The following is a 17214-nucleotide window of genomic DNA, read 5'->3' as shown; positions in this document are numbered from 1 at the left end:
GTCCCTCATGGAGGACTACGCCCTCGAAGCCGTCGAACGGCTCACCACCCGCCCCGCCGAGCCCTACGACACCCTCACCGTCGACCCGATCACCCCGCTGCTCGGCGCCGAGATCGGCGGCCTCGACCTCTCCCGGGAGCTGACACCGCAGCAGGAGAAGGAACTCATCCGCGCCTTCCACACCCACCATGTGCTGGTCTTCCGCGACCAGGACCTCACACCCGAGCAGCACAAGCGGTTCGCGGGCGTCTTCGGCGCCCTGCACCCGGTCACCCTCCCCGTCGAGGGGTCCGACCCCTACATCCTGGACATCAAGGCGAACAAGGAGTCACGGCAGGTCGCGGGCAACGGCTGGCACTCCGACGGCACCGCCGACGCCGAGCCGTCCCTCGGTTCGCTGCTGTACATCACCACGATCCCGGAGGGCGGCAGCGGCGGCGACACCCTCTTCGCCAACATGCACCTCGCCCACGACCTGCTCTCACCCGCCCTGCGGGGCTTCCTCGGGAGCCTCACCGCCGTCCACGACGGCGCCCTGCCGTGGACCGCCGCGGGGCAGACCCCGCCGCCCGAGTACGACGTGCCGCGCACCGAACACCCGGTCGTGGTGCGCCACCCCGAGAACGGCCGCAAGCTGCTGTTCGTCAACGCCCCCTACACCTCGCACATCCCGCAGCTGTCGCGCGCCGAGAGCGACACCCTGCTGGAGATGCTGTACGCGCACATCGCCCGCACCCCGCTGCTGCACTGCCGGGTCCGCTGGCAGGAGCGCACCCTGGTCCTCTGGGACAACCGCAGCGTCCAGCACCACGCCGTGTGGGACTACTTCCCGCACACCCGTGAGGGCCGCCGGGTGGCGATCGACGGCACCGCCCTGCACGCCTGACCCGCGACCGGCGACCGGCACCCGCCCCTGCCCGCCCCGGAGCACGGCCGCGGGCCGTCGCCGACGCCACGACGGCGCCGGGACGACGGCCCGCGGGGCCGCGACGGGCCTGCGCGCGCGGCTACTTCAGGGCCGCGGCGAACAGCGGCACGACGTGGTCCACCGCGTAGCCCACGGAGAGCACGGAGTTGGTGGCGAACGCCCTGCTGAGGACGCTGTCGCCCTCGAAGACCACCGAGTGGCCCGCCTTCACCGCGGGCAGCGACGTGAACAGCGGATCGGTGGAGATCTTGGCGGCCTTGACGCCGATCGGCGCCATCACGACCAGGTCGGCGTCGAGCATCTGGAGGTTCTCCTCCGAGACGTCGACGGAGAACGAGGCGCCCGCCTTCGCGTCGACGTCCGGGTTGTTGCGGAAGCCCAGCGCCTGCACGAAGTTGACCCGGTCGGTGCCCTGGACATAGGCGCCCCAGCCGCTGGAGGTGCGGGAACCCACGGTGATGGTCCTGCCCTTGAACTCGGGGTGCGCCTTCGCGGCGGCCGCGGACTTCGCCTCGGTGGCGGCGATCAGCTTCCTGCCCTCGTCGGCGAGGCCCAGCGCCCGGGAGACCATCGTGGTCTGCTTCTGCCACGAGATCTTGTACTGGTCGCTGCCCTTGGGCACCCCGATGGTCGGCGCCATCTTGCTGAGCGTGTCGTAACGCGTCCGGTCGCCACTGGACTTGACGTCCAGGATCAGATCGGGCTTCAGCGCCGCGATCTTCTCGTACTCGGGCTCCAGGGTGCCGATCCTCTGCGGGCTCTTGTCGTAACGGCCCTTCGCCCAGGGGCCCGTGCCGTCGCCGCCGAAGGCGAGCCAGTCGCTCTGGCCGACCGGCTGCACTCCGAGCGCGAGCGCCGTCTCGGCGTCGCCCCAGCCGAGCGCCACCACCCGCGCGGGCCGCGAGGGGACGGTGACGGTACCGAACTTGGTGGCGACCTTCGCCGGGAAGGCCCCGGAGTCGGCCGAGGCCCCGGAGGACGCCGATCCGGTGCCGTCCGACGAGGAGCCGCACGCGGTGACCGTGCCCAGCAGGGCCAGGAGCAGGGCGGCGGCCAGCGCGCGCACGGGACGGCGTCCGCGCCGGGTGGGGGAGGGCAGTGACATGGCCGGCTCTTTCTGTGGTCGTCCGTCAGACGGACGGGGCGGTGATGTGGTGGCGGCCGAGGGGGACGACCATCGGGGTCCCGGACGCCGGGTCGGGGACGACCGTCGAGCGCAGCCCGAAGACCTCCTCGACCAGGGCCTCGGTGACGATGTCGCCCGGCACGCCCTCGGCGACGATGCGGCCCGCCTTCATGGCGACCAGGTGATCGGCGTACCGGCAGGCCAGGTTGAGGTCGTGCAGGACCAGGGCGAGGGTGACGCCCCGGTCGCGGTTGAGGTCGGTCAGCAGGTCGAGGACGTCGAGCTGGTGGCTGATGTCGAGATAGGTGGTGGGCTCGTCGAGGAGCAGCACGTCGGTCTCCTGGGCGAGCGCCATGGCGATCCAGACGCGTTGGCGCTGGCCGCCGGAGAGTTCGTCGACGGACCGGTCGGCCAGGTCGAGGACGTCCGTCGCGAGCAGCGCGGCGGCGACCGCCTCGTCGTCGGCGCGCGTCCAGCGGCGGAACCAGCCCTGGTGCGGATAGCGGCCCCGGCCGACGAGGTCGGCGACCGAGATGGCGTCGGGGGCCACCGGTGACTGCGGCAGCACCCCGAGCGTGGCGGCCACCTGTTTCGTGGGGGTGCGCCGGATGTCGCGCCCGTCGAGCAGGACGGCGCCCGCGGTGGGCGGCAGCAGCCGGGCCATGGCCCGCAACAGGGTCGACTTCCCACAGGCGTTGGGGCCGACGACGACCGTGATCCGGCCGGGCGGCAGCGTCAGGTCGAGCCGCGGGACGACCTCGCGCTCCCCGTAGCCCAGGCTCAACTCGCTGGCCCGGAGCGTATGGGCTGCGGTCATCGTCGTCTCCTCACGGATGCGGATGCGGATGCGGATGCGGATGCGGATGGGGATGTGGATGGGGATGCGAATGTGGGGGTGCGTAGGGGGTGTTGATGGCCGCGGTGGCGGTGGCGGTGGCGGTGGCGGTGGCGGTGGCGGTGGTGGCCGGGCGGCCGCGGCGGCACGGGTCAACCACCCGTGCCGACGCGGTGGGCGCGGGCGAGCAGCCACAGCAGATAGGGCGCGCCGACCACGCTGGTGACGATGCCGACCGGCAACTGGGTCTGCGGCAGCAGGTGTTGGCCCAGCAGATCGGCCGCGGCCGTCAGCGCCGCCCCGGCCAGCGCGGCCGGCAGCAGCACCGCGCCGTGGCCGGGCAGCAGCCGGCGGGCGATCGGCGGCGCGACGAACGCCACGAAGCCGACCGGCCCCGCGGCGGCCGTCGCCACCCCGGTGAGCGCGGTGGCGCAGGCGAGCAGGGCCAGCCGGTCGCGTTCGACGCGGGCGCCGAGCCCGGCGGCCGTGCCGTCGCCCAGTTGCAGCGCGGGCATCGCCCGGGAGGCCGCGAAGGAGAGCGGGACGAGTACCGCCGACGCCAGCAGCAGCGGCCAGAAGTGCGGCCAGGAACGGGCGTTGAGGCTGCCCGCCAGCCAGACGAACGCCTGCTGCGCCTCGGTGACCTCGGAGCGGGTCATCAGATACGAGACGACGCTCGAGAGACCCGCGCCCACCCCCACGCCGATCAGCACGAGACGGTGGCCGCCCACGCCGTGGCGCCAGGCCAGCAGATAGATCGCGGCCCCCGCGACCAGGGCGCCCGCGAACGCGGCCCCGGACAGGGCGAGTCCGCTGACGCCCCAGACCAGGGAGGCGAGGACGGCGGCCACGGCGGCGCCGGACCCGACGCCGATGACGTCGGGGCTGGCCAGCGGGTTGCGCAGCAGAGCCTGGAACAGGGCTCCTGACAGCCCCAGGCAGAACCCGACAAGCAGCGCCAACAGGGCGCGCGGCAGCCGCAGTTCGACGACCACGAAGCGGGTGCCCGCGTCGCCGCCGCCCAGCAGCGTGGACCAGACGTCGGCCACCGGGACGGCGAGGTCACCGGTGCACAGGGCCAGGGTGAAGACCGCGAGCACGGACAGCACCAGCGCCGCGCAGACCGTGGTGAAGCGCGCCCGCCGACGGGCGCGGAGCCCGCTCAGCCGCGCGGCGGCGCCCCTCACCTCCGGGCGCCCGAGCACCGGCGCCGGCCCCTTCACAGCGCCCCCCGCGCCGAGCGGCGGACCAGCAGCACGAACGGCACAGAGCCGACGGCCGCCGTCACCACCCCCACCTGCACCTCGCCCGGCGGTGCCACCACCCGCCCGAGGACGTCCGCGAGCAGCAGCAGGACCGGCGCGAGCAGCGCGCTGTAGGGCAGCAGCCAGCGGTGGTCGGGCCCGGTCAGCAGCCGCGCCGCGTGCGGCACGGCGAGCCCGACGAAGCCGAGCGGGCCCGCGACGGCGGTCGCGGCCCCGCACAGCAGCACCACGCAGAGCGCCGCGCAGAGCCGGGTGACGCCCAGCCGCTGGCCGAGGCCGCGGGCCACGTCGTCGCCGAGCGCGAGCCCGTTGAGCCGCGGCCCGAGGGCCTGGGCGAGGACGACGCCGATCACGACGAACGGCAGCGCCTGCCGCAGGACATCGATGTCACGCCCGTTGAGCGCGCCCACCTGCCAGAACCGGAACTGGTCGAAGGTGCGGCTGTCGGTGAGGAGCATCGCGCTGGTCACGGAGGAGAGCACGGCCGTGGTCGCGGCGCCCGCGAGGGCCAGCTTCACCGGGGTCGCGCCCTCCCTGCCGAGGCTGCCGACGCCGTACACCAGCACCGCGGCCAGGCAGGCGCCGAGGAAGCCGAACCAGATGTACTGGCCGGGCTCGGTAAGGGACAGGACGCTGATCGCGAAGACCACCGAGACGGCGGCGCCCGCGTTGACGCCGAGCAGGCCGGGGTCGGCGAGCGGGTTGCGGGTCAGGCCCTGGATGACGGCGCCGGCCAGCCCGAGTGCCACGCCGGCCAGCAGTCCGGCCAGGGTGCGCGGCAACCGCACCTGGTGAACCACGAGTTGGCCGCGCACCGCGCTGTCGGGGGTGAACACGCCGTGCAGCACGTCGTGGAGGGAGACCTGGCCCGAACCGACCGTGAGGCTGAGCGCCGTCGCCGCGCACAGCAGGAGGGCGAGGAGCGCGAGGCCCGCGCCGAGTGCCGCCGTTCCCGGCCGGCGCGCTCGGGCAGTGGTGCTCGGCGCCGCGTCCGTCGTCGTGCTCACCTGGACCCCAGTTCTGTTTAGGCAAGCCAAACCTAACATCAGATAAAGTGGGCCGGGCAACCAGTGGTCGGTATCAACTACAGGGGTCGGCTTGTCCCGGACGATCGAAGCGAACGCGCCGGCCGGCGACGGCTGGGCCGAACTGACCTCACGTCAGGAGCTGCGCGAACTGCTCGGCGGACAGCCGCACCCGGTCGTCGTCGACAAGGTGCACGACCGGCTCACCGACGACGATCTGGAGATGCTCGGCCGGGCGCCGTTCTGCCTGCTGGCGACCTCCGACAAGCACGGCAACTGCGATGTCTCACCGCGCGGCGACGGGCCCGGCTTCACCCATGTCGTCGACGCGGCGACGCTCGCCCTGCCCGACCGGCCGGGCAACCGGCGCGGCGACAGCTTCCACAACATCCTGGACAACCCGCACGCGGGGCTGCTCTATCTGATCCCGGGCAGCAAGGACGTGCTGCGGGTCAACGGCCGGGTCCGCATCCTCACCGACGCGCCGTTCTTCGACGCCCTCGCCGAGCAGGGCAGGCGCCCGGCGCTCGCGCTGCTCGTGGAGATCGAGGAGATCTTCCGGCACTGCCCGCAGTCGCTGCGCCGCGCGGGGCTGTGGGACCCGGACTCCTGGGGCGGGCGCTGAGGCCCGGCCCAGGAGGGGCACGGCTCAGACGTCCGACGGGTCCTTGGGGGCGAGCAGGATCGCGGCGGAGCTGGCGTGCGCGACGGCGTCGCTGACCCGCGGGTTGAACAGCGCCTCCACGGAACCGCGCTGATGCGGGCTCAGCACGATGAGGTCGGCGCCGAACTCCTCGGCCGCCTCCGCGATCGTCGAGGCGATCTGCGTCGTCAGGCCGTTGGCCAGGGCGCCGTCGACCTTCACGCCCTGCTCGTGCAGGGTGGCCACCGCCTCGTCCAGGACGGCCTTCGCCTCGGCGTCGTCCTCCAGCGGGACGACGGTGGCGAGCGCGGCGGCGGAGGCGATGACGTGCAGGACGCGGACCTCGGCGCCCGCCAGCCGGGCCAGCTCACCGGTGAGGCGGACGGCGGAGTGACGGGCGGGGCTGGGGTCGACGGCGACCAGGATGCGCTGGAACATGAACTCTTCTTCCGTTGGCTCTGCGTGCTCACGAGCGACGCCGGCCTCCGGCGTCACCTGGGCCAACGTCCGGGGCGGCGGCGGACTTCCCGGTCCCGGTGTCGTGATCGTCTCACCCGTCCGCTGACATGATCGGCGAGGACGCGGGCAAGGCGGCGCCCCGCCCGCGCCGGCCTTCGCGGTTAGGGTCCTCGGCATGACCGACAACTCCTCGCGCTCCGTCACCGTCGAGCGCACCAGCACCGGCCGTTTCACGGCGACGAACCCGCGCGGCGGCACCCTCGACTTCGGCACCGGGGCCGCCGGCGACACCACCTTCACCCCGGTCGAGCTGCTGCTCGCGGCGCTCGGCGGCTGCACCGCGGTGGACGTGGACGTCGCGACCAGCCGGCACGCCGAGCCGTCCCGCTTCACCGTGTCGGTGGCCGGCACCAAGGTCGACGACGAGCTGGGCCAGCGGCTCACCGACCTCGCCGTCACCTTCCACGTGACCTTCCCCGACGGCGAGGGCGCGGAGCGGGCGCGGGCGATCCTGCCGCGCGCGGTACGGACGTCGCACGACCGGCTCTGCACGGTCAGCCGCACGGTGGAGGTCGGCACGCCGGTCGCGACGGCGGTCGAGGAGGGCTGACCTTCCGGCCTGCCCCCCCCCGGCGATTCTCCGCCTTCCCGCCTTCCCGCCTTCCCGCCTGCCCGGTCCTGCGGTTCCCGGCGGTCCGGCCGCGGCGGTTCGGCCGCTCTCCGCCGCCGGGCACGGCGCTCGGCGGCGGAGGCCGGGAACGCCGGGAATGCCGGGCACGGCGCCCGGCGGTCAGGCTGCCGGCCCGCTGAGGGGCGGGCCGGGGGAGTGGGGGTGGTCAGGCGGCCTGGCGCAGCTCGTGCTTCCAGAAGCCGGAGAAGAAGATTCGTTCCTTCGGAAGCCCGGCCCGGCGCAGATGCCGGCGCCCCTCGGTGGCCAGCGTCGACTCGCCGACGACGAACGCGTACCCGGAGGTGTCGGCGGGCGTGTGCCGCAGCAGCTCGTCGAGCGCGGCGGCGCCCGGCACGGACGCGCGGTCGTCCCGGACGATCCAGGTGACGCTCACCCCGGCCGGTGCCGTGAGCGGGCGCCGGTCGGCGGGGTGCGGGACCTCCTGGATGAGCCGGCCCACGGTCCCGGGCGGCAGCGACCGCAGGATGCCGGTGGCGGCGGGCAGCCCGGTCTCGTCGGCGACGACGAGGACCTCGGAGGCGTCGGGCGGGCAGTCGAACAGGACGCCCTGGTCGAGGAGGGCCAGCGGGTCACCGGGCCGCGCGCCGCACGCCCAGATCGCGGCGCCGCCCTCCAGCTCGCCCGAGGGGCCCCGGTGCACGACGAAGTCGATGTCCATCTCCGCCGTCTGCGGGCGGAAGTCGGCCACCGTGTAGTTCGCGCAGTGCGGGCGCTCCTCCTCGGGGATCGCCAGGTACGGCTGCCACCACCGGGTGCCGTCGACCACCGGCAGCCGCAGCGTCTCCTGGTGGGGGAGCTGGAAGAACAGCCGGAACCAGTGGTCGTATCCCAGCCACGGGAACTCGGCGAGTTCGGGACCTGTGACGGTCACCCGGTGCATGGAAGGGGAGACGCGCTCGGTACGCACGACCTCGGCGCGGAACATCCTGGGGTGCTGGGGCATCAGCCTGTGGATCTTCGCCATGAAGGAAGGTTAGCCTAAGTTTAGTGCCAACTCATCGAATCAGGTGAGGCTTACCTCACCCGATCTCCCCTTCCGGTCCCGAGGTCTCCTCCGTCAGCCGATCGGCTCCGGCATCGGCCGCACGTCATAGGCGAGTTCGATGGTGTCGCCGGTGGCCGGATCGCCCAGCTCCACGCGCCAGCCGTCGGCGAACTGGTCCACCCCGTGCGCCATCGGGATCGTCCCGGAGATCAGCACCGTGCCCGGCACCAGCTCGCCCCGGGCACGCAGCACGCCGACCCAGTACGCCGGGGTGAGCAGTTCGGCGAGCGTGCCGCGCTGGATCTCGCTCTCCCGGCCGCCGTGCGAGACCCAGGCGCGCAGGGTCAGTTCGTCGATCCTGGACTCGACGTCCGCCAGCCGCCAGGCGCGGCGCGCGAGGACGTCGGGTCCCGCGTTCTTGCTCCAGGCCACCCCGTGCACCTCGAGGTCGCGGTCGGTGTGGTCGCAGGCGGCGGTCAGCAGCAGCTCGCCGTCGCCCGCCACCACCAGCGCCCACTCCGCCTCGCCCGAGGTCCGCCCGTGCTGCGCCGCGACCCGCCCGGTCTGCTGGGCGAGGTAGGGGGAGACGGGGTACAGGGCAGGCGTCACGGAGGGTCCGGGCACGCCCAGCTCGGCCAGCTCCGCGACGTGCGCGGCCACGTCGTCCTGGCTGCGGCCGGCGTATCCGGCGTTCAGTACCTGGACGACATCGACCTCGCGCGTCGAGCCGTCGGGCAGTTCGAAGGTCAGCAGAGCCATGGAGGGCACTCCCCAAGATCGGGTCCGGATCGGTGAGCCGGGGTTTCTCCCCGGTTAACTTCACGCGCAGGGCTTGCGCATACGACCTGTATACAAGAAGTATGCCGGAAGGTCGATGTATCCGACGCAAGGATGGGAACCATGCACGACACCCCAGCGGACCTCTCGAAGGCGCCCGCAGCGCGCTCCGGAGTCCGCCGCGCCTTCGCCGCGAGCCTCACCGGCACAGCCCTCGAGTGGTACGACTTCGCCGTCTACTCGGCCGCCGCCGCCCTCGTCTTCGGCGACCAGTTCTTCCCCTCGGAGGACCCCCTCACCGGCACCCTCCTCGCCTTCTCGACCTACGCCGTCGGCTATGTCTCCCGCCCGCTCGGCGGCTTCGTCTTCGGCCGCCTCGGCGATGTGATCGGCCGCAAGAAGGTGCTGATCGCCACCCTGGTCCTGATCGGCGCCGCCACCTTCCTGATCGGCCTGCTGCCCGGCTACGCCACCCTCGGCCCGGTCGCGCCCGCCGCCCTGGTGCTGCTGCGGTTCGCGCAGGGCGTCGGGGTCGGCGGCGAGTGGGGCGGCGCCGTCCTGCTGTCCAGCGAGTTCGGCGACCCGCGCCGCCGCGGCTTCTACGCCTCCGCCGCCCAGGTCGGCCCGCCCGCGGGCAACCTGCTGGCCAACGGCGTACTCGCGGCGCTCGGCGCGACCCTCACCGAGGCCCAGTTCGAGTCCTGGGGGTGGCGGGTCGCGTTCCTGCTCTCCGGGGTCCTCGTAGGCTTCGGTCTGTGGATCAGGGCGAAGCTGGAGGAGACACCGGTCTTCAAGGCCATGGAGGCCGAGAAGTCCCGGCCCGAGGCGCCGATCCGCGAGGTGTTCACCACCCAGCCCCGCGCCCTGACCGCCGCGATCCTCAGCCGCGTCGGACCCGACGTGCTCTACGCGATGTTCACCGTCTTCGTCCTCACCTACGCCACCGACCACCTGGGCATGTCCCGGGGCTCGGCCCTCACCGCCGTCCTCGTCGGCTCGTCCCTCCAGATCTTCCTGATCCCGCTGGCAGGCGCGGTCTCGGACCGGATCAACCGCCGTCTGCTGTACGGCTGTTCGGCGGTCGCCGCCGGTGTGTGGCCGTTCCTGTTCTTCCCGATGGTGAGCGGCGGGGGATGGCTCGCGCTGGCCGCGGGCGTCATCGTCGGCCTCGCCATCCACTCCTTCCTCTACGGCCCGCAGGCCGCGTTCATCGCCGAGCAGTTCTCGCCCCGGCTGCGCTACACCGGTTCCTCGCTGGCCTACACGCTGGCCGGCATCATCGGCGGCGCGGTCGCCCCGCTGCTGTTCACGGCGCTGCTCAGCGCCTACGACAGCTGGGTGCCGCTCGCCCTGTACATCGCGGTGACGGCGGTCGTCACCCTCACCGGCGTCCGGCTCGGCCGGGACGCGGACGCGGCCGTCGCGGAGGACACCGCGCTCGCCGCCGGCGCCGAGGCCGCCCGGTCCGCCGAAGACCCGACGCCCACCAACTGATCCCACCGCCTTGAGGAGTGACCCCGTGCGTATCGCCCTGAGCCAGCTCACCACCGGCCCCGAACCCGAGAAGAACCTCGGGCTCATCGAGGAGTGGACCCGCCGCGCCGCCGACGCGGGCGCCCGGGTGGTCGTCTTCCCCGAGGCGTCCATGGCCTGTTTCGGCACCCCGCTCGCGCCGCTCGCCGAACCCCTCGACGGCCGCTGGGCCGACGGCGTGCGGGAGATCGCCGCCGCCACCGGCACCGTCGTCGTCGCGGGCATGTTCACTCCGGCCCCCGAGGGCCGCGTCGCCAACACGCTGCTGGCGACCGGACCGGGCGTCGAGGCGTCCTACGACAAGATCCACCTCTACGACGCCTTCGGCTTCCGCGAGTCCGCGACGGTCGAGCCCGGCTCACGGATCGTCACCCTGGACGTGGACGGCGTCCGCCTCGCCCTCGCGACCTGCTACGACGTCCGGTTCCCCGAGCTGTTCCGGGCCCACGCGGACGCCGGTGCCCTCGCCACCCTGCTCGCCGCGTCCTGGGGCGCGGGCCCCGGCAAGCTCGACCAGTGGGACCTGCTGGTGCGCGCCCGCGCCCTGGACGCGACGCTCTGGGTCGCCGCCGTCGACCAGGCCGAGCCCGAGCACCCCAAGGGCACCGCCCCCACCGGCATCGGCCACAGCCGGGTCGTCGGACCGGACGGCACGGTACGGGAGCGCGCGGGCGCCCGCCCCGAACTGCTCATCGCCGAGCTGGACACGGACGAGGTCGCCTCGGTGCGCGAGCGGACCTCCGTGCTCGCCAACCGCCGCCAGGAGCTGTGGCGATGACCAAGCCCGAGCTGGAGTTCCACCTCCCGGACGGCCCCTGGACGGCCACCGGGCCCGGCGTCGAGGAACAGGTGCTGGCCGAGGACGCCGACGCGGGCAGCAGGACCGCGCTGATCCGCTGGGCGCCCGGCACCGACAGCTCCCCGCAGGGCGTGGCCAGGCACCCCTTCTGGGAGGAGGTGTACCTGGTGGCGGGCGCGATGCACGACCTCACCCTGGACACCGCGTTCACGGCCGGCATGTACGCCTGCCGGCCACCGGGCATGCCGCACGGCCCGTGGCGGACGGAGCGGGGCGTCACGATGCTGGTCTTCACCTACGGCGGCACGAACGATGGGGACTCCGCCGACTCCGGCGGCTGACCGCCCGGCTCCCCCCTCCGACCCCGACGGATGACGGCGGACGGCGGACGGCCGACGGCGGCGGAGCCTACCCCGCCAGCAGCACCTTCAACGTTGACTCCAGATGACCGTCGATCGCCGAGCAGGCCGCCTGGGCGTCGCCCGACACGAGCGCGTCCAGGATGGCGCCGTGCTCGTGCAGGACGGCGTCCTGGCGGCCCTGCCGGTTGAAGAGGGCCACCACGCCCGCCCTGACCTGACGGCTGCGCAGCCCCTCGTAGTGGCGGTCGAGCAAGGTGTTGCCGACCGCCGACACCAGCGTCGAGTGGAACAGGTGGTCGACGGCGATGAACTCCCGCGCCTGGTCGGGTCCGGTCAGTCCGGCCTGCCGGTCGAGCAGCGCCCGCAGCTCCGCCACCGGGATCCGGTCACCGGCCACCAACTGCTGTGCCGCGTACCGCTCGACGATCCCGCGCAGCTCCATCAGCTCGGTGATCTCCCGGCCGGTCAGCGGCGCGATCCGGGCACCCCGCTTGGGCACCAGCTCCACCAGGCCCTCGGCGGCGAGCAGCAGCAGCGCCTCGCGGATCGGGGTGCGGGAGACGCCGATCCGGTCGGCGATCTCCTGCTCGGACAGGAACGCCCCCTGCATCCCGGGGTCGGTCAGTACCGTGTCCTTGAGGTACGCGTAGGCCTTCTCCCGACCGGACAGCACCGCAACCCCCTGAGATCGCATACACCTTGTATACGGAAGTTACCACGCGGCCCCCGAGAGCATCCGTGAGCTGTCCCGCGGGGTCCGCGCCACACGCAATGGGCGGGTAAAGCCCGCTGGTCAAGCCTCTCTCCTGCGCCGATATGCGACGCTTTTCGGCCGTTCCCGCGCCACGCGCCCGGACACGCCCACCGGCCGCCGCGCCCGCCCTATGCTTCTACGCGCTTGTAGAGCACGAGCTCACGCACCACCTCACATCACGTACGTACGCAAGGGAGTGAACGCCGCGATGGTGTTCAAACGGCTGCTCGGTTCGCTCGGTGTGGGCGGACCCACGGTGGACACGGTCCTCGACCCCGGCGCGGCCCTGCCGGGCGGCAACCTGTCGGGACGGGTCCATCTCAAGGGCGGCAACGCCGACTTCGACATCGAGCACATCACCCTGGAACTGGTCGCGCGCGTCGAGGCCGAGCACGACGGCGGGGAGAGCGAGGGCGTCCTCGCCTTCGAACGCTTCACCGTCGGCGGCGGCTTCCGGCTCGCGGCGGGCGAGGAACGCGCCGTGCCGTTCGGTGTCGCGCTGCCCTGGGAGACCCCGATCACCGAGCTGTACGGCCAGCCGCTCGGCATCGTCCTCGGGGTCCGCACCGAACTGTCGGTGGCCGGCGCCAAGGACAAGGGCGACCTCGACCAGTTGACCGTGGGCCCGCTGCCGGTCCAGGAGGCGATCCTCGAGGCGCTCGGCCAACTCGGCTTCGGCTTCCGCACCGCCGACCTGGAGTACGGGCGCATCGGCGGCACCGGCCAGCAACTCCCCTTCTACCAGGAGATCGAGCTGACCCCGGCGCCCCAGTACGCCCACCAGGTCAACGAGATCGAGGTGACCTTCCTCGCCGGTCCCGCCGGCGTCGAGGTCGTCCTGGAGGCCGACAAGCGCGGCGGACTCTTCGGCGGAGGCGGCCAGGACACGCTGGCCCGGTACACGGTCGGCCACCACGACGTCCGCGACTGGAACGCCGAAGTCGACGGCTGGCTGCGCCAGTTGATCGAGCGGCGGGCGTCCTACGGCGGCCACGGCGGGTACCAGAGTCACGGCGGGTACCAGAGTCATGACGGCTACCAGGGCCATGGCGGCCACCATGGGTACGACGGCCACCACGGGCACGAGGAGCCCCGCAGGTCGGGACCCGGCATGGGCACCGCCATCGCGGCGGGCGCGGCCGGGCTCGCCGTCGGTGTCGTCGGCGGCATGGTCGCGGCCGAAGTCGTCGACGAGGTGGGCGACTTCTTCGAGGGCGACGACGAGGGCGGCGAGGACTGAGCGGACCTCGTCCCACGGCGCACGGGGCCCGGCCGGCACACGGCCGGGCCCCGTGGGCTGTCAGCGGGCCGTGTCGGACTGACGGACCGGGCCCGAGCGCGTGCCGCCGTCACCGCTGCGACGCCCCGAACCCTCGCGTCGGAAACTGTCGGGTGCGGCCTGAGTCGGGGACCCTTGCATGTTCTATGGCATAGAGCATAATCAAGCTCGGAAGACGTCAGGAACCTCATCGGACGGCGGTGGCGGCATGAGTCCGCGCAGGAGCGACAGCCGGGAGCGGATGGTGCGCAGCGCCGCCGTCCTGCTGCGGGAGCAGGGCACGGGCGGCACCAGCATCGACCGTGTCCTCGCCCACAGCGGCGCCCCGCGCGGCTCCGTCTACCACCACTTCCCCGGCGGACGCACCCAACTGATCGACGAGGCCGTGCGGTACGCCGGTGACTACATCGCCGCCCGGATCGACACCGCCGTCGCCACGGACGACCCGGTCGAGGCCGTCGACGCGGTCTTCGCGCTCTGGCGGCGCTGGCTGCTGGAGAGCGACTTCCGCTCCGGCTGCCCGATCGTCGCCGTCGCCGTGCAGCCCCACGACGACGCGCCCCAGCTCATCGACTCGGCCGCCGAGGCCTTCGCGCGCTGGCGGGAGGCGCTGGCCGGGCTGCTGGGGCGGCACGCGGTGCCGAAGGCGCGTGCGGCGCGGCTGGCCGCCCTCGTCGTCGCGGCGCTCGAAGGCGCCGTCGTGATGTGCCGCGCCGAACGCGGCCTCGAGCCGCTGGACGCGGTCGCCGAGGAGACCCGGTACCTGCTGGCCCAGGCGCTCGGGGAAGTGCCCGGCGCGCGGTCCGGTCAGGACGGCCAACACCCCACCCAGGAGCGGAGTTCATGACCACCACCGATCTCACCGACCCCACTGACCTCTCGGCTCTCTCCGGTCTTGAGGTGCTGCGCCTGATCCAGGCCGGCGCCCTCGGCGAGCCCGACGCCCCCTTCATCGGACGGCTCCTCGGGATGCGGTTCGACGAGGTGGAGCACGGCCGCATGGTCATCTCCCTCACCACCCGCCCGGAGTTCGCGAACCCGCTCGGCACGGTCCACGGCGGCATCGCGGCCACCCTGCTGGACTCCGTCATGGGCTGCGCGGTGCACAGCACCCTGCCGCCGGGCGTCGGCTACACCACCCTCGAACTGAAGGTGAACTACATCCGCGCCGCCGGCACCGGGGGCCAGACCTCACCGCCGACGGGTCGGTCATCCACCTGGGCCGCAGCACCGCGACCGCCGAGGGCCGGGTCCACGACGAGAACGGGAAGCTGATCGCGCACGCCACCACCACCTGCCTCATCCTGCGCCCGCAGGCCGACGGACCGCGGGGCTGAACCGGGGGCCCGGCGCGCTCCGGCGTGCTCCGGCACGCGATCGTCGGCGCCCGGACGGGTCGGCGGCACCCCGGCTTCCCCTTCCGGCCGGACAGGGCACGGACACTGCTCGCCCGGCACCCGCGTCGCCCCCTCTCCTGCCCGGAGTCCGCGTCCCGTGGTGACAGGATCGGCGTCATGACGAACGAGGAGGCGGCTGCGTGAACACGGACCCGGAGATCTCCCTGGCGCGGGCCCTGGAGGTGGCGACCGAACTCGCGGCCTGGGCCGCGGAGACCATCCGGCGATCGGGCGCCGGCGCCCCCGCGCACGACGTGCGGGAGAAGGACAGCCCCGCGGACATCGTCACCGACACCGACGAACGGGTCGAACGGCACGTCCGCGAGGTGCTGGGCGCGGCCTTCCCGACGCACGGCGTCGTCGGCGAGGAGTACGGCGTGACCGACGGCGCCCCCGGCGCCCCGCACTGGGTGGTCGACCCGGTCGACGGCACCACCAACTTCGCCCACGGCATCGGCTGGTGCTCCTTCTCCCTGGGCCTCGTCGCCCCCGACGGCACCCCGCTGGTGGGCGTCGTGGCCGACCCCTGGCGGGGCGAGACGTTCACGGCGGTGCGCGGCGCGGGCGCCCGGCTCAACGGCCGCCCGGTCCGGGCCGCCGAACACACCGCGCTCACCGGCCATGTCTTCCTCACCGAGTGGGCGGCGCACGCCCACTGGCCCGGCATGGACGCGCTCCTCGCCCAACTCGCCGACCGGCACTGCACGGTCCGGGTGATGGGCTCCACGGCCCTCTCCCTCGCACAGGTCGCCGCCGGACGGGCCGCGGCCACCGCGATCGGCGAGTTCCACCACGTCGACGGCGCGCCCGCCCTGCTCATCGCCACCGAGGCCGGCGCCGTCGCCCTGCCCGAAGTCCCGCGCTACGACAAGCCGTTGCTGCTCGCGGCGCCAGGCGTCGCAGCCGAGGCGACGGAACTCCTGCGCCTGGCCGGGGTGTGAGCCCCCGGCGTACCCGGACAGGGTGAGCGTGTCGGAGACGGTCGGCTGCTCCCAGGACCGGCGCAGGTCCGCGGCGAGCGGGAGCCGGGTGTGGGATCCGGGCCCAGTGGCCCGCCGGCCGCGCAACTCGCCGACCGCGACGAGCCGTTCAGCAGCCGCTCGGAGCCGGACGGCGGTGACCGCGTGCGTGCACCTCGGCCAGAGCACAGGATCTGACACCCCCGTCCGGTGAAGTTCCAGGTGAGCGAATCCTGTTGAGACACCGTTCGAGATCATGGCACCGTGTTCCGCATGATGACGAACCGAAAGGTCCATGCCGCGTAGACGGCCAGGACATCTCCGCGCCGGCGCCCCCTGCGGCCACCGGACCACGCGTACCAGGCAGGTGATCGACGGCCTGTCCTCGCGCGCGCTCTCCGAGATCATCCGTCTTGAGCACACGCACAACTACCTCTGGCCAGGCGACGTCAGCGCGGCTGTGGGCCTGTGGAAGGACTACGTCCACCAGCCCGCGCGCACCCTGTGGCACGACTACGAGTGGGGCAACCCGCACGGGTACTGCTGCGGCGACCCTCTCGAAGCCCGAGCCCTCCTCGACACCGTGATGCGGGCACTGTCACCACGGAGCGCCCGCGAACTCCGAACGGTCGTCAAGCGGTCGGACGCCTTCTGGAACCTTCCGACCCCGCTCTGAGGCGCGTCCGCATGATCGTCACAGGGCCAGCGGTGGACGTCGTCCGGCCAGTCAGTGGATGCCGATGACGGCTCTGCCGGGTACGCGGCGGCCTGCCGCTTCGGTGACTGCCTGTGCCACCCGTGTCCAGTCGGTCCGCAGGGCGACCTGTGGGTCCCGCTCGCCGCGGGCGGTGAGTGCGGCGAGCCGGCTGAGGTCGGCCCGCAGTACAAGGACGCGCTGTTCGCGGCGTCGGAGCGGTTGACGGACGGATGGGAGCGGCGCTTCCTGGCCAGTCGAGTCGCAGTCCGGCCTCACGCCGACGCTGACCGCGCACAGCCTGCGCCACTGTTCTGAGGTCTCCGCGAGCGTCGAGCGGATCGTGGCGGACCGGCTGGCCGGACAGTTCCCCGGCCGTATCGAACCGCGCCTGCTGCCCGCCCTCATGCTCGCCGCCTGCCACCGCGCGCTGGAGCCCTGGACCTCGGCGGACGCCGCACGGCAGGACCGCGCGGTGCTCGTCCGGCACCTGCGCGAGGCCTTCGCGGCAATCCCCGCGGTCGCGGCACTGGCGGCAGCGGACGGCTGAGCGCGCCGGACGACGTCCACCGCCGCCCCAGTGACGCTCCTGCGGGCCGCGCAGTCGGCACGTGACTTCGGACAGCCCGCTCGGCTGCGCCGAGTCGGCGCAACCGCCCCCCGCGCCCACCCGGACTTGGGGCAAGTGCCGTTCGCCCCCAGG

General features: G+C 73.3%; 20 protein-coding genes and 1 pseudogene. 13 read left to right on the top strand and 8 right to left on the bottom strand.

The features are described from left to right. The first annotated feature begins 7 nt into the window (after positions 1-7). Entirely contained in the window at positions 8-886 is an 879-nt protein-coding gene (locus DDJ31_RS01725) for a TauD/TfdA dioxygenase family protein (protein WP_127182085.1), read from the top strand. A gap of 121 nt (positions 887-1007) precedes the next feature. On the opposite strand, the gene DDJ31_RS01720 is transcribed toward DDJ31_RS01725, so the two are convergent. The 4 genes from DDJ31_RS01720 to DDJ31_RS01700 all read right to left on the bottom strand — a co-directional run bounded on the left by DDJ31_RS01720 (position 1008) and on the right by DDJ31_RS01700 (position 5161). After that, positions 1008-2033: an iron-siderophore ABC transporter substrate-binding protein gene (locus tag DDJ31_RS01720; RefSeq protein ID WP_127182086.1), complete on the bottom strand. Its 1026-nt coding sequence runs from the start codon at positions 2031-2033 to the stop codon at positions 1008-1010. Positions 2034-2058: 25 nt separating this feature from the next. Then, positions 2059-2871, bottom strand: a complete 813-nt coding sequence (locus DDJ31_RS01715; protein ID WP_127183003.1) for an ABC transporter ATP-binding protein — start codon at positions 2869-2871, stop codon at positions 2059-2061. A 170-nt stretch (positions 2872-3041) separates the two neighbouring features. Next, positions 3042-4094, bottom strand: a complete 1053-nt coding sequence (locus DDJ31_RS01705) for a FecCD family ABC transporter permease (protein WP_431028975.1) — start codon at positions 4092-4094, stop codon at positions 3042-3044. 14 nt (positions 4095-4108) lie between these two features. Further along, positions 4109-5161: a FecCD family ABC transporter permease gene (locus DDJ31_RS01700; RefSeq protein ID WP_431028978.1), complete on the bottom strand. Its 1053-nt coding sequence runs from the start codon at positions 5159-5161 to the stop codon at positions 4109-4111. A gap of 91 nt (positions 5162-5252) precedes the next feature. Here DDJ31_RS01700 and DDJ31_RS01695 point away from each other — a divergent pair, with 91 nt between their 5' ends. Beyond that, the gene (locus DDJ31_RS01695; protein ID WP_127182089.1) at positions 5253-5804 is read left to right on the top strand and encodes an MSMEG_1061 family FMN-dependent PPOX-type flavoprotein; all 552 of its coding nucleotides are present in this window, start codon (positions 5253-5255) and stop codon (positions 5802-5804) included. A gap of 24 nt (positions 5805-5828) precedes the next feature. On the opposite strand, the gene DDJ31_RS01690 is transcribed toward DDJ31_RS01695, so the two are convergent. After that, the gene (locus DDJ31_RS01690) at positions 5829-6260 is read right to left on the bottom strand and encodes a universal stress protein (protein ID WP_127182090.1); all 432 of its coding nucleotides are present in this window, start codon (positions 6258-6260) and stop codon (positions 5829-5831) included. A 196-nt stretch (positions 6261-6456) separates the two neighbouring features. On the opposite strand from DDJ31_RS01690, the gene DDJ31_RS01685 reads away from it, so the two are divergent. Continuing rightward, entirely contained in the window at positions 6457-6891 is a 435-nt protein-coding gene (locus tag DDJ31_RS01685; RefSeq protein ID WP_127182091.1) for an OsmC family protein, read from the top strand. A gap of 226 nt (positions 6892-7117) precedes the next feature. Here DDJ31_RS01685 and DDJ31_RS01680 read toward each other — a convergent pair whose 3' ends face one another. Both DDJ31_RS01680 and DDJ31_RS01675 read right to left on the bottom strand, forming a co-directional pair. Then, positions 7118-7936: a siderophore-interacting protein gene (locus DDJ31_RS01680; protein WP_164785062.1), complete on the bottom strand. Its 819-nt coding sequence runs from the start codon at positions 7934-7936 to the stop codon at positions 7118-7120. A 93-nt stretch (positions 7937-8029) separates the two neighbouring features. Next, a complete protein-coding gene (locus DDJ31_RS01675) occupies positions 8030-8716 on the bottom strand; it encodes a DUF2848 domain-containing protein (RefSeq protein WP_127182092.1) in 687 nt (228 codons plus the stop codon). A 141-nt stretch (positions 8717-8857) separates the two neighbouring features. Here DDJ31_RS01675 and DDJ31_RS01670 point away from each other — a divergent pair, with 141 nt between their 5' ends. Genes DDJ31_RS01670 through DDJ31_RS01660 form a run of 3 tightly spaced genes read left to right on the top strand, consistent with a single transcriptional unit; the run spans position 8858 to position 11407 of the window. Next, the gene (locus DDJ31_RS01670; protein WP_127182093.1) at positions 8858-10228 is read left to right on the top strand and encodes an MFS transporter; all 1371 of its coding nucleotides are present in this window, start codon (positions 8858-8860) and stop codon (positions 10226-10228) included. Positions 10229-10253: 25 nt separating this feature from the next. Continuing rightward, complete coding sequence (locus tag DDJ31_RS01665) at positions 10254-11045, top strand: carbon-nitrogen hydrolase family protein (RefSeq protein WP_171480758.1); 792 nt, start codon at positions 10254-10256, stop codon at positions 11043-11045. Then, positions 11042-11407: a cupin domain-containing protein gene (locus DDJ31_RS01660; protein ID WP_127182095.1), complete on the top strand. Its 366-nt coding sequence runs from the start codon at positions 11042-11044 to the stop codon at positions 11405-11407. Before DDJ31_RS01665 ends, DDJ31_RS01660 begins: the two co-directional genes overlap by 4 nt. A 67-nt stretch (positions 11408-11474) precedes the next feature. On the opposite strand, the gene DDJ31_RS01655 is transcribed toward DDJ31_RS01660, so the two are convergent. Next, a complete protein-coding gene (locus DDJ31_RS01655; RefSeq protein ID WP_127183005.1) occupies positions 11475-12101 on the bottom strand; it encodes a GntR family transcriptional regulator in 627 nt (208 codons plus the stop codon). Between the two features lie 289 nt (positions 12102-12390). Between DDJ31_RS01655 and DDJ31_RS01650 the strand changes: the two genes are divergently transcribed. The 7 genes and pseudogenes from DDJ31_RS01650 (at position 12391) to DDJ31_RS38855 (ending at position 17061) form a co-directional block, all read left to right on the top strand. Then, positions 12391-13422 carry a sporulation protein gene (locus DDJ31_RS01650; protein WP_127182096.1) on the top strand — a complete coding sequence of 344 codons (1032 nt, stop codon included), beginning with the start codon at positions 12391-12393 and terminating at the stop codon, positions 13420-13422. 247 nt (positions 13423-13669) lie between these two features. After that, positions 13670-14308, top strand: a complete 639-nt coding sequence (locus tag DDJ31_RS01645) for a TetR/AcrR family transcriptional regulator (protein WP_240678318.1) — start codon at positions 13670-13672, stop codon at positions 14306-14308. Further along, positions 14305-14583: pseudogene (locus DDJ31_RS39810) on the top strand (PaaI family thioesterase); the annotation flags it as partial. The gene DDJ31_RS01645 and the pseudogene DDJ31_RS39810, both read left to right, overlap by 4 nt. Then, entirely contained in the window at positions 14556-14798 is a 243-nt protein-coding gene (locus DDJ31_RS39805; protein WP_367396723.1) for a PaaI family thioesterase, read from the top strand. The pseudogene DDJ31_RS39810 and the gene DDJ31_RS39805, both read left to right, overlap by 28 nt. Before the next feature lie 200 nt (positions 14799-14998). Then, on the top strand, positions 14999-15799 hold the full coding sequence (locus tag DDJ31_RS01635; protein WP_240678319.1) for an inositol monophosphatase family protein: 801 nt from the start codon (positions 14999-15001) through the stop codon (positions 15797-15799). 313 nt (positions 15800-16112) lie between these two features. Then, positions 16113-16493: a hypothetical protein gene (locus DDJ31_RS01630; protein WP_240678320.1), complete on the top strand. Its 381-nt coding sequence runs from the start codon at positions 16113-16115 to the stop codon at positions 16491-16493. Between the two features lie 304 nt (positions 16494-16797). Beyond that, positions 16798-17061: a hypothetical protein gene (locus DDJ31_RS38855; protein ID WP_367396722.1), complete on the top strand. Its 264-nt coding sequence runs from the start codon at positions 16798-16800 to the stop codon at positions 17059-17061. Positions 17062-17214: the final 153 nt, after the last annotated feature.

The sequence above is a fragment of the Streptomyces griseoviridis genome (assembly GCF_005222485.1).
Lineage (GTDB): Bacteria > Actinomycetota > Actinomycetes > Streptomycetales > Streptomycetaceae > Streptomyces > Streptomyces hintoniae.
This window is presented reverse-complemented; position numbering and strand designations above follow the sequence as displayed.